Annotated in this window: 10 protein-coding genes and 1 pseudogene; 7 read left to right on the top strand and 4 right to left on the bottom strand. The window is 68.8% G+C overall.

Annotation, left to right across the window (positions count from 1 at the left end; translation table 11 throughout):
* Positions 1 to 67: 67 nt before the first annotated feature.
* The 3 genes from AC1RUS_RS01520 to AC1RUS_RS01510 all read right to left on the bottom strand — a co-directional run bounded on the left by AC1RUS_RS01520 (position 68) and on the right by AC1RUS_RS01510 (position 4,918).
* On the bottom strand, positions 68 to 1,864 hold the full coding sequence (locus AC1RUS_RS01520) for a DUF885 domain-containing protein (RefSeq protein ID WP_492912322.1): 1,797 nt from the start codon (positions 1,862 to 1,864) through the stop codon (positions 68 to 70).
* Between the two features lie 277 nt (positions 1,865 to 2,141).
* The gene (locus AC1RUS_RS01515; protein ID WP_492912320.1) at positions 2,142 to 4,091 is read right to left on the bottom strand and encodes a M61 family metallopeptidase; all 1,950 of its coding nucleotides are present in this window, start codon (positions 4,089 to 4,091) and stop codon (positions 2,142 to 2,144) included.
* A 101-nt stretch (positions 4,092 to 4,192) separates the two neighbouring features.
* Positions 4,193 to 4,918, bottom strand: a complete 726-nt coding sequence (locus AC1RUS_RS01510; protein WP_492912318.1) for a glutathione S-transferase — start codon at positions 4,916 to 4,918, stop codon at positions 4,193 to 4,195.
* Positions 4,919 to 5,032: 114 nt separating this feature from the next.
* Between AC1RUS_RS01510 and AC1RUS_RS01505 the strand changes: the two genes are divergently transcribed.
* From AC1RUS_RS01505 to AC1RUS_RS01480, 6 genes and pseudogenes are all read left to right on the top strand, one after another.
* Positions 5,033 to 5,662 (top strand): PepSY-associated TM helix domain-containing protein, encoded by a 630-nt coding sequence (locus AC1RUS_RS01505; RefSeq protein WP_492912316.1) that lies wholly within the window; start codon positions 5,033 to 5,035, stop codon positions 5,660 to 5,662.
* 10 nt (positions 5,663 to 5,672) lie between these two features.
* Entirely contained in the window at positions 5,673 to 6,191 is a 519-nt protein-coding gene (locus AC1RUS_RS01500; RefSeq protein WP_492912314.1) for a DUF2271 domain-containing protein, read from the top strand.
* Positions 6,192 to 6,207: 16 nt separating this feature from the next.
* Positions 6,208 to 7,137, top strand: a complete 930-nt coding sequence (locus AC1RUS_RS01495) for a DUF4198 domain-containing protein (RefSeq protein ID WP_492912312.1) — start codon at positions 6,208 to 6,210, stop codon at positions 7,135 to 7,137.
* Positions 7,138 to 7,154: 17 nt separating this feature from the next.
* Positions 7,155 to 7,234 (top strand): annotated as a pseudogene (locus tag AC1RUS_RS01490) (hypothetical protein); the annotation flags it as partial.
* Positions 7,235 to 7,366: 132 nt separating this feature from the next.
* On the top strand, positions 7,367 to 8,275 hold the full coding sequence (locus tag AC1RUS_RS01485; protein ID WP_492912955.1) for an FAD:protein FMN transferase: 909 nt from the start codon (positions 7,367 to 7,369) through the stop codon (positions 8,273 to 8,275).
* A complete protein-coding gene (locus AC1RUS_RS01480) occupies positions 8,272 to 9,795 on the top strand; it encodes a sulfite reductase subunit alpha (protein ID WP_492912310.1) in 1,524 nt (507 codons plus the stop codon). The genes AC1RUS_RS01485 and AC1RUS_RS01480 overlap by 4 nt, the downstream gene beginning before the upstream one ends.
* A gap of 78 nt (positions 9,796 to 9,873) precedes the next feature.
* Here the strand turns inward: AC1RUS_RS01480 and mobA are convergent, their stop codons facing one another.
* Positions 9,874 to 10,458 carry a molybdenum cofactor guanylyltransferase gene (mobA, locus tag AC1RUS_RS01475; protein WP_492912308.1) on the bottom strand — a complete coding sequence of 195 codons (585 nt, stop codon included), beginning with the start codon at positions 10,456 to 10,458 and terminating at the stop codon, positions 9,874 to 9,876.
* 99 nt (positions 10,459 to 10,557) lie between these two features.
* On the opposite strand from mobA, the gene xylR reads away from it, so the two are divergent.
* Positions 10,558 to 11,613, top strand: coding sequence for a transcriptional regulatory XylR (gene xylR, locus AC1RUS_RS01470; RefSeq protein WP_492912306.1), 1,056 nt, complete (start codon positions 10,558 to 10,560; stop codon positions 11,611 to 11,613).
* Positions 11,614 to 11,716 lie beyond the last annotated feature (103 nt).

Here is an 11,716-nt window from a genome sequence, read left to right as displayed (position 1 = left end):
AACGCGGTTGCTCCTGGGTCCGGGACAGCCTCTGCGAGGCTTCCGGGATGACAAGAATATTGAGTTGCTACCCCATCCACCCGTCCAGCACCCGATCCAGCACCGTCAGCGGCACGGGACCGGTCAGCAGACCCTTGTCGTGGAACTTGCGGATGTCGAACTTCGCCCCTAGCCGCTGCTTGGCCCGCTCGCGCGCATTGACCCAGACCGTGTGGCCGACCTTGTACGAGCACGCCTGGCCCGGACGGGCGCAGTAACGTTCGATCTCGCTGGTGATGCGGCCTTCGGGTTCGCCGCCGGTGTCGACCATGTACTTAATGGCCTGCTCGCGGCTCCAGCCCTTGGCGTGGATGCCGGTGTCGACCACGCAGCGGCCGGCGCGGAACAGGCGGGCCTGGTACATGCCCAGCAGGCCCAGGTCGTCGCCGTCATAGAGGCCCATCTCCATGGCCAGCTGTTCGGCGTAGAGCGCCCAGCCCTCGGTGTTGGCCGAGAAGCCCATGTTCTGACGCAGCTTGGGCAGCCTGCTTTCCGCGACCAGCGCCAACTGGAAGTGATGGCCCGGCGCGGCCTCGTGGTAGGTCAGGGTCGGCAGCGACCAGCGCGGGCGCTCGGCCGTGTCGCGCAGGTTGATGTAGAAGGCGCCTGGTCGCGAGCCGTCCAGGGCCGGCCGCTCGTAATAGCCGCCCGCCGCGCCCGCCTCGGTATAGACCGGCACCCGCCGCACCTCGACGGGGGTCTTGGGCGTGATGCCGAACCATTGCGGCAGCCTGGGCTGCAGGTCGGCGATCAGCTTGTTGCAATAGGCCAGCATCACCGCGCGGCCCTCGTCGGTGTTGGGATAGTTCTGGGCCGGGTCGGCGTTCAGCACCGCCACGCGCTCGCCGACCGTTCCCTTCGTCAGGCCGCGCTTCTTGAGGATCTCGTCCATCTTGGCGCTGATCTGCGCGCCTTCCTCCAGGCCCAGGCGGTGGACCTCCTCGGGGCTCTTGTCGGTGGTGGTGTAGATCTTCAGCAGCGCCGCGTAGAAGGCCTCACCGTCCTTGAGGCGACCGATGCCGGCGTCGTGGGTCGCCTTGGCGCGGGCGGCGGTCAGGGCGGCGATCTGGCGCTCGATGGCCGGATTGACGGCGTCGTTCAGCACCGCCGTGGCCTTGCTCTCATACTCGCCATAGGGCTTCCCGCGCCGGGTGATCGAGGCGACCAGCACGTTCTTTTCGGCCGGCTGGCTGCGGAACTTGCCGAGCTGGGCTATGGCCTTGTCCAGCATGAAATCCGCCGGGATCACGCCCTTGCCGGCGTCGGCGGCGACCCGTTCGCTTTCCTGGTCCAGCACCGTGGCGAAGGCGGCCATGCGAGCCAGATAGCTGTCGGCGTCGGCGCTCGAGGCGATGGCGTGCTTGGTGTCCAGGAAGCTGGGGACCTGGGTGTAGGACCCGTAGAGCTGGGTGACCACGAACGGCTGGCTGATCGCGCCGTAGTCGAACTTCCCGGCCGCCGCCCGGCTCTCGTACTGGAACATGGCGGTGTCGTAGTTGACGGCGTCGTCGCCGGTCAGCGCCTTGCGGTCGAGGGCCTTCAGGCGTTGAACACGCTGGCCCGGCTCGACGCGGTCCTTCATCCAGCCGGCGATCGAACGGTCGCCCAGCTTCGAGCGCGCGTCGGCATGGGAGCCGATGTCGAGGCCCAGATTGGTGGCCTGCTCGGGATTGTCGCTGAGATCCTCGTCGAAGAAGGCGTCGAACAACTTGTAGAGCTGGTCGCTGGCCGGCGAGGCGTTGGCCGGAAGCGCCGCGCCCAGCGCGGTCGCCGCGGCCCCCATCATGATCTGGCGCCGATCGAGCTTGGGATGAAAGTCGGACATTGGCGGGCCCCCGCGCCTTGAAAAGGCAGGCGGGCAGTCTGGCTGGGCCAAGGTCGGCGTCAAGCGCCCAAACGCGCCGCGCGGGCAAAGAAAAAGGACCCGCCTGGGCAAGGCGGGCCCTTTCACTTGGGGGATACACAATCAGGAGACTTGGTACGCTTTAGAGGGGGACTTGAACAAAGACACCCTAGGCGAAATGTCGGCTAGGCGCCCTTCCCCATTTTGTCGCAAGTCGCCTTTCGACCAGCGACAAAACGACCCAAGCGTGTATTGCGACTTATTTGCGCGCCGCCAGGATATCATCAAGGCGGGCCGGGGTTCCGGCCACGCGCTCGAGACGCGGGTAACGCAGGCCGCCGCGATAGTCGATCTTGACCATCTTGTACCGCGAGCCGTCCTTGATCAGCAGCTCGACCAGCGGACCTTCCGGCTTGGCCGCGGCCTTGACCGCGTCCTTCAGCTTGTCGGAGTCGAAGGCCTCGCCATTGACCGCCACCACGGTCAGGCCCTGAGTCAGGCCGGCCTTGAACGCCGGGCCGCCCCACTGCACGTCGCTGAGCACGCCGTCCGAGCCCACCGTCAGGCCCAGCGAATAGGCCAGGTTGGTGTTCTTGGCCCGGGTCTCGGACGTCTTGAAGTAGTCGGCCGGGGTCGAGGTATAGACCAGCTTGTAGCCGCCGCGGGTCAGGCCATCCAGCGGCGCATGCTCGGACAAGCCCTCGATGCGGGTCTTCAGGAAGCTGGTCCAGTCGTAGGGCACGACGTCGTTCAGCGTCTTGGCCACGTCCTCGAAGGTGTAGGTGTGCGGCACGTAGGAGCCGTTATCGACGCCGAAGAAGGCCTTGGCGAAATCGTCCAGAGACTTCTTGCCGTCGGTCTTCTCGCGGATCAGCGTGTCGGCGTCGAGCCAGACCAGCTGGCCTTCGGAATAGTAGTCCTCGCTGCGCTGGTAGCTGAGCCACGACAGCGGCTTGCGGCTGGCGATGATCGGGTCGTTGGTGGTGTCGGCCACGCTGCGCCACTCGCGACCCTTGCGGTTGTCGTAGAGGGCGGCGGTCATGGCGATGGCGTCCAGGGTCTGCTGCTTGTTCAGCAGGCCTGAGCGCGACGACAGCACATAGCCCCAGTACTGGGTCTGGCCCTCGTAGACCCACATCAGGCTGTCGCGCATCGGGGTGTTGAGGGTGGGCGTCCACAGGTCGGCGGCGCGGCGGAACTTGCCGTTCCACGAGTGAGTGTATTCGTGGGCCAGCAGGTCGCGGCCGACATAGGACTTCTCCCAGTCCAGGAAGTACTTGGGCGCGACGCGGTTCTCGCTGGAGCGGTGATGCTCCAGGCCGATGCCGCCCAGCTGGTCGCTCAGCGCCACCAGGAAGTCGTAGTGGTCGTAGTGGTGCGAGCCGTAGAGCTTGTAGGCCTGCTGAACGAGATCCTTGTGGATCTGCAATTGCTCGGGCTTGAACTCCAGCTGTTCGGGACGGTCGGCCACCATGTTCAGGCGCACGCGGGCCGGGCCGGTCGGATCCAGGTCGACGGACTTGAAGTAGCGGCCGGCGAACATCGGCGAGTCGACCAGGGTCTCGAAGGAGGTGGTCTTGAAGGTCGTGACCTGGCCTTCGGTCTTGGCCACTTCCAGCGCCGAGGCGAACTGGAAGCCTTCCGGCAGCTTGACGCTGGCCTCGACGGGGATCTGGCGGGTGAAGTAGCCGGCCGGATACATGCCCATCTGCAGCCACTGCAGGTTCAGCATGTCGGGCGTCATCACCTGGCGGCCGACCTTGGCCTCGACCGGCGACAGGAACTGGTAGAACAGCTGGATCTCGGTGACGCCGGCCGGGATCTCGACGTGGAAGGCGAACACCTGCACCGGGTCGCGCGTCCAGGCCAGGCGCTGGCCGTTGGCGGTGATCACCAGGCCCGCCAGCTTGTCCAGGTCGTTGCGCGGCGAGTGGCCGCCCGGAACCCATTGCGGATAGTAGATCGTGAACTTGCCGGGCTGGGCGACCGGAATGGTCTCGCGGATGTCGAAGATCTTGCGGTCCAGGTCGGTGGCGTCGACCGACAGCTTCAATGTGCCCGGATAGGCGACGTCGCGCGGCTCGGCGATGGCCGGCGTCGGCGCCGACGGCTGCGGCAATTGCTGGGCGACGGCGGCCCCATTTCCGCTCAGGGCGGCCAGGGTCAGAACCGAGACAGAGAAGAACAGCGCTTTCACGAAACACCCCAATGCGGTCCGCCGGCGTGCTCCCGGCGGTCAGAGGGCGGAATGTTTCTTGTGTAAATGGCGGCTTGTCGAGGCCAAGTTGCCAGAACGGCGTGATGCGAGACTCACGCCGGATCGAGCTCCGCGTAGTGTCGGAATATCCCCATCTCGTTGAACGATATCCGGCGCGGCGAGGCCAGATAGTCGGCCACGCGCGGCAGGGTTGAAACACGATCGCGCAGGTCCAGCACCTTCGGGTGCTTGTCCGCCAAGGCCGTCATCGTCTGCGGAAACGCATAGCTCAGCCCCTCGAAGGCCTGGAACAGCGACAGGTCGGCATAGCTCAGCGCGCTCCCCGCCAGCCAGTCACCGGACGAGCGTTCGAGCGCTCGCTCGAACCAAGCCAGGAACTTCGGGATCCGCTGCTGGCGGAACTCTTCGGAGCGCCGCTCGGCCTCGGCCTTCTGGTCCTCGTAATAGAGCGACAGGCCGATCGGGTGATGGGTGTCGTGGGCCTCGGCCACCAGGTCGGCGATGGTCAGCTGCAGCTGGTTGACCCAGATCCGGTCGCCTTCGCCGTCCGGCGCCAGGCCCAGGCGCGGACCCAGATAGAGCAGGATGTTGGCCGTCTGGCCGATCACGACGTCGCCGTCGACGAGGAACGGCGGCGCGAACGACGCGCGGGGATTTTTGGGATCGCCCAAATCCTTCATCAACGCGCCTTCACCGCCGCCCTCGCCCTTGGGCTCGCGCGCCACGTCGACATAGGCCGCGCCCGCCGCTTCCAGCGCCAGACGGACGAATTCGCCTCGCCCCTGGATGCCGGGCCAGTAGTGCAGTGCGTAGGTCATGACATGCAGAAATCTTCGCGTAACAAAAGGATGCGACGGGATGATGCTTGCTATTGCAAACCGTTCTCAAGTAAGGACGACCCATCCTCGCTCAAGGTTCGAAGCCCGCCTCTCGTGTCGACCGCCACCGCCCAGCATCGCCGTTCGTTCTGGCTCAAGCAGTTGCACCAGTGGCACTGGATCAGCGCGGCGCTGAGCCTGATCGGCATGCTGCTGTTTGCGGTGACCGGGATCACCCTCAACCACGCCGGCCAGATCGAGGCCAAGCCCGTGGTGGTCAGCCGCAAGGCGACCCTGCCGCCCAACCTGATGGCCGACCTGGCCAAGGGCCCGGAAGAAGGTAAGCGCCCCCTGCCCGTCGCGCTGGAGCCTTGGCTGGACAAGACCGTCGGGGCCGAGGTCGCCGGGCGCGAGGGCGAGTGGACCGCCGAAGAGGTCTATGTCGCCCTGGCCCGTCCCGGCGGCGACGCCTGGCTGTCGATCGACCGCGAGACCGGCGCCGTCGAGCACGAGAAGACCACGCGCGGCGCGATCAGCCTGCTCAACGACCTGCACAAGGGCCGCAACGCCGGCAAGGCCTGGGGCTGGTTCATCGACATCTTCGCGGCGGCCTGTGTGATCTTCACGGTCACCGGCCTGATCCTCTTGCAATTCCATGCGAGGGCTCGCCCCCTGACATGGCCGCTGGTCGCGGCGGGCCTGGCCGCGCCCGTCATTCTCATCATCCTTTTTGTCCACCTCTGAGGTGATATCCGTGAAGCGTTCCGTCTCCCTCCTGACCTTCGCCGGCGCCGCTGTCGGCGCCGCAGCCCCGGCCATGGCCGCCGATCTCAACGTCACCGTCGAGGTGCCCAAGCTGACGGTCGCCGAGTATCACAAGCCCTACGTGGCCATCTGGATCGAGGCCGCCGACGCCTCGGCCGCCGGCACGTTGGCCGTCTGGTACGACGCCGACTCCCGCGAGGACAAAGGCGTCAAGTGGCTCAAGGACATGCGCCAGTGGTGGCGCAAGGCCGGCCGGGAGCTGACCTTCCCGATCGACGGCGTCACCGGCGCCACGCGCGCCCCGGGCCCGCAGAAGGTCGTGTTCAGCGGCGCCAAGGGCGCCCTGAAGGACCTCAAGCCCGGCCAATACAACCTGGTGGTCGAGGCGGCTCGCGAAGTCGGCGGCCACGAAGCCGTCCGCGTGCCCTTCGTCTGGGGCAAGCCGGGCAAGCCCGCCACCGTCAAGGGGACGGCCGAAGTCGGCGCCGTCACCGTCTCCGTCAAATAGTCAGGAAGCCCTAGCCATGAGCCTTCGCAAACACCTGCTCGCCGTCAGCGCCGCGGCCCTGACCCTGGCCCTGCCGCTGGCCGCCAACGCCCACCGCGGCTGGATCGTGCCGTCGGCCACCGTGCTGGCCGGCGACGTCTGGGTGACGTTCGACGCCGCCATCTCCAACGAACTGTTCTATCCCGACCATAATGCCATGCGCCTGGATGGCGTCGTCGCCTACGCGCCGGACGGCTCGGTCGAGAAGATCCAGAACGGCGCGACCGGCAAGTACCGCTCGACCTTCGACGTCGCCCTGACCAAGCCGGGCACCTGGAAGATCGGCTCGGCCAGCCAGAACGTAATGGCCAGCTACACCCAGGACGGCCAGGTCAAGCGCTTCCGCGGCACGCCCGCCGACTTCGCCGCCCAGGTGCCGGCCGGCGCCGCCGACCTGAAGACCATCAAGAGCTTCAACCGCAACGAAGTGTTCGTCACGCGCGACAAGCCCAGCACCGAGGTCTTCAAGCCGACCGGCCAGGGCCTGGAACTGGTTCCGATCACCCACCCCAACGACCTGGTCGCCGGCGAGGCCGCCAGCTTCAAGTTCCTGATCGACGGCAAGCCCGCCGCCGACCTGGAAGTGACGATCGCCGAAGGCGGCTCGCGCTACAGCCCGCGTCCCGACATCAAGGTGAAGACCGGCGCCGATGGCGTCGTGAAGTTCACCCTGCCGGAAGCCGGCATGTACTGGATCAACGCCACCGTCCGCACCGGCGAAACCGGCCGGCGCGCCGGCGGTGAAGGCGGTGGCCCTCCCGGTGGTCCGGGCGGTCCGGGCGGCGGCGCTCCGGGCGGCATGGGTCCGGGTGGCCCCGGCGGCGCGCCCGGCGGTCCGCCCACCGCTCTGGCCGGCAACGGCTATAGCGCCAGCTACACGGCCACGATCGAAGCCCAACGGCCGTAAGATCTAAGAGAAGCAAAATAGCTTGTCATCCCGGCCGCAGCGAAGCGGAGAGCCGGGACCCAGGACAACCGCACTGCGCCGGCCCCTGGGTCCCGGATAGCCTCTGCGAGGCTTGCGGGATGACAAGGTTTTTGTTGAGCACTGAATGACCCGTGTCCTCGTCCCCCTCCTCACCGCGCCCCCCGCCCGCCCGCTCGGCGGCGTAGCGCATGCGCTCGCGGGCGAGACCATGGGCACGACCTGGTCGGTGAAGCTGACCGCGCAAGCCTCCGCCGACATCCCGGCCCTGACCGCCATGGTCCAGCGCGCCCTCGACGCCGTGGTGCGCGAGATGAGCCCCTGGGAGCCGCTGTCGGACCTGTCGCGCTACAACCGCGCCGAGGCCGGAAGCTGGACGAAGCTGCCCGCCAACACCGCCGCGGTGCTGCGCCGCGCGATCGAGATCGCCGCCGCCACGAACGGCGCGTTCGATCCGACCCTGGGCGCCCTGTGCGATCTGTGGGGCTTCGGCCCCCGCCCCTTCTCCGGCGAACCGCCGCGGCGCGAGGCCGTCGAGGCCGCCCGCGAAAACGGCGGCTGGAAGCGCCTGACCCTGGACGGCGACGCCCTGTTCCAACCCGGCGGTCTGCGCCTCGACCTCAACGGCATCGCCAAGGGCTTCGGCGTCGACCAGGCCGCCGCCGCGCTGGAGCGGGCCGGCGTGAAGTCCTATCTCGTCGAAGTGGGCGGCGAGCTGCGCGGCACGGGCGCCAAGCCCGACGGCCAACCCTGGTGGGTCGAACTGGAGCGCGCCCCTACCGCCAATGACGCCCAGCGCACCATCGTCGCCCTCCACGGCCTGTCAGTGGCGACCTCCGGCGATTACCGCCGCTTCTTCGACCATGACGGCCGCCGCTACGCCCACACGCTGGACCCGGCCTCGGGCGCGCCCAGCGACCATGGCGTGGTCAGCGTCACGGTGCTGGCCAAGACCTGCATGGACGCCGACGCCTGGGCCACGGCCCTGACGGTGATGGGCCCCGAGGCGGCCCTGGCCTTCGCCGGCGCCCACGACCTGCCGGCCCTGATCGTCAGCCAGGCGGAGACTGGCCTGGAAGAACGCCTGTCGCCGGCCCTCCAAGCCATGCTCGACGCATGATCGACGTCTCCGCCCTCGATCCCGAGACCCGACGCTACGCCGCCGCCGGCGCTGTCGCCGCGACCTGGCTGGCCTTCTGCGGCCTGATCGCCGGGCGCGAGGCCCTGCGCAAGCGGGCCAAGCGCCGCGAGGCCGCCGCCCTGGCCAGCGGTTCGGGCGAACCCGTGCTGGTCGCCTTCGCCAGCCAGACCGGCTTCGCCGAGGAACTGGCCAAGGCGACCGCCAAGGCCCTGACCGCCGGCGGCGCGCCGGTCACCCTGCGCGAGCTGTCGGCCGTCACCGCCGCCGATCTCGCCGCCGCCGGCCGCGCCCTGTTCGTGGTCTCCACCACCGGCGAGGGCGACGCCCCCGACCCGGCCCGCGCCTTCATCCGCGACGTGATGGCTGGCGAGTCCGACCTCTCGGCCCTGCGCTACGGCGTGCTGGCCCTGGGCGACAGCAGCTACGCCCGCTTCTGCGCCTTCGGCCGTTCGCTGGACGCCTGGCTGGCCAAGCACGGCGCAAGCCGCCTGTTCGACCGGGTCGAGGTCGACGACGGCGACGAGGCGGCCCTGCGCCACTGGCAGTCGCAGCTGGGCGTGCTGACCGGCGTCACCGACGCCCCGGACTGGAGCCGCCCCGCCTATGGGCAGTGGAAACTGACCGAGCGTCGCCTGCTCAATCCCGGCAGCCCCGGCGGCGAGGCCTGGCACATCCGGCTGGAGCCCGCAGACGGCGCTCTCGACTGGGCGGCTGGCGACATCGTCGAGATCGGGCCGCGCAATGATCCGGCCGAGGTCGCCGTCCTGGCGTCTCGCCTGAAGCTGGACGCCGCCATGACCGAGGTCCTGGCCGGTCGCCGCCTCCCGCATGAACCCGCCGCCATCGACGCCCTGATCGGGCTGTCCGACGAAGCCCTGCGCGAACGCCTCACCGCCCTGCCACATCGCGAATATTCGATCGCTTCGTTGCCGTCCGACGGCGGGATCGAGCTGATCGTCCGCCTGATGCCTCGCGCTGACGGCAAGCCGGGCCTGGGCTCGGGCTGGCTGTGCCGCTTCGCCAAGCTGGGCGAGACCCTCGACGCCCGGTTGCGGGTGAACCGGTCGTTCCACGCGCCCGACACCGACGCTCCGCTGATCCTGATCGGCGCCGGCACGGGTCTGGCCGGCCTGCGCGCCCACCTGAAGGCCCGCGCCGCCAAGGGTCGCGGCCGCAACTGGCTGCTGTTTGGAGAGCGCACCTCGGCCCACGACGCCTTCCACCATGAAGAGCTGAGCGGATGGGTGCTGGGCGGCGTGCTGACGCGCCTGGACCTGGCGTTCTCGCGCGATCAGGTCGAGCGGATCTATGTGCAGCATCGTCTGCGGGAAAACGCCGCTCAGGTTCGCGATTGGGTCAAGGACGGCGCGACGATCCTGGTCTGCGGCTCGCTGGAGGGCATGTCGCGGGAGGTGCACGCGGCGTTGGTCGAGATCCTGGGCGCGGAGGGGCTGGAGAGCCTGACGGACGCCGGGCGCTATCGGCGGGACGTGTATTAAAAGCCCTTCCCCCTTGATGGGGGAAGGGTTGGGATGGGGGTGACGCTGCGGTGGCCCCATTCCTCGCTTCTGGTCCGGCTAGGTCGTTGAACGCTTCGCGTTCACCCCCATCCCCGGCCCTTCCCCCATCAAGGGGGAAGGGAGAAGATTGGTCCGCTCCTCCGGCGTATTCGCCCCCCGCAACCGCGCTTCAGCCTCGGCCGGCACAGCCACCACCGCCAACCCCGCCCGCTCGACCAGCCGCCGCAGCGGCCAACCGGGTTCCGCCTCCTCCGGTAGAGCCGTCAGCGACAGAACCATCGGCAGCGGCAACCCCTCGAACGCCGCGCCTGGCGCCGCGGCGGCCAGCAACGGCGCCAAGTCCTCGGCCGTGATCGTCGGCGCATCCACGGCCAGGATCAGCGCTCGCGCCAAGCCCACTTCCCGCAGCGCCGCCCCCCCCGCCAGCACCCCGCCGACCGGCCCGGCGCCGGACTCGGGATCCGGCACGAACGGCAGGCCCAGGTCCGCGCCGACGGTCAGCACATGCTCAGCCCCCAGCATCCGCGCCAGCTCGGCCAGCCGATCCACCGCCCGCACGCCGCCCCATTCCAGCGCGGCCTTGTCCTGGCCCATGCGCCGCGAGCCGCCGCCGGTAAGAATGAGGACGCCGAAAGGGTTCATGACCCAGGCTTAGAGCATCCCCGCGAGCCGTAAAACGCCCCGTCTTCCACCGTCGGCCCGAAACGGTCTAGTCTTCGCGCCCAAAGGGACGGGACCATCATGAACCAACCGACGGAACGCCAACGGCGCCGCACCACCCAGAGCGCGACGATTCGCGACGTGGCGGCTCGCGCGGGCGTATCGCCCATGACCGTCTCGCGGGTCATCAACCGCGAGACCACCGTCAAGGAAGAGACCCGGGCCCTGGTCGAACAGGCCATCACCGACCTCAACTACGCGCCCAATCCCGCCGCCCGCAGCCTGGCCGGCTCGGCCCCGTTCCGCATCGGCCTGCTCTATGACAATCCCTCGACGGGCTATCTGTCGGAGTTCCTGGTCGGGGCGCTGGACGAGAGCAGCCGCACCGGCGCCCAGGTGGTCATCGAGAAGTGCGCCGAGCCCGAACTGGCCGGCGCCACCCTGACCCGCCTGCTGCGCACCGGCGTCGACGGTCTGATCCTGCCGCCGCCGCTGTGCGAATCGCCCCAGGTCCTGGCCGAGGTGAAGGCGGCCGGCGCCGCCGCCGTCGGGGTCGCCACCGGCACCGCCAGCAGCGACATGGCCACCATTCGCATCGACAACGAGGCGGCCGCCTACGAGTTGACCCAGCACCTGATCAGCCTGGGCCACAAGCGCTTCGGCTTCATCAAGGGCCATCCGAACCAGACGGTCAGCCAGCAACGCCTGGACGGCTTCATGACCGCTCTGAAGGCGGCCGGGATTCCGCAGGAGGACGTCCGCGTCGAGCAGGGCTACTTTACCTATCGCTCGGGCCTGGACGCCGCCGAGCGGCTGCTGGCCAGCGACAGCCGGCCCACCGCGATCTTCGCCTGCAACGACGACATGGCCGCCGCCGCCGCGGGCCTGGCCCACCGCCTGGGCCTGGACGTGCCGGGCGACGTCTCGATCGTCGGCTTCGACGACACCTCGATCGCCGCCAACATCTGGCCGGCCCTGACCACGGTCCACCAGCCGATCGCCGCCATGGCCCGCGCGGCCGTGGATCTGGTGCTGGAAGAAATTCGCCGCCGTCGCGACGGTTCGGGCGAGCCCAGGCAGCTGATGCATCCGCACACCCTGATCGTGCGGGATTCGTCGGGACCCGCGCCGAAATAGAATCCAGCCTCCCGCGCGGATTGGTCTGACAATCCCGTTCTCCCCGCTTGCGCGCCCCCATATGTTAGCGCTAACAAGTGCGCTGACATGAACGAGCGCGGTC

The sequence above is a fragment of the Caulobacter sp. GW821-FHT10F06 genome (assembly GCF_058809215.1).
The sequence above is the reverse complement of the archived record's forward strand: the minus strand, read 5'-3'. Positions and strand labels throughout refer to the sequence as shown.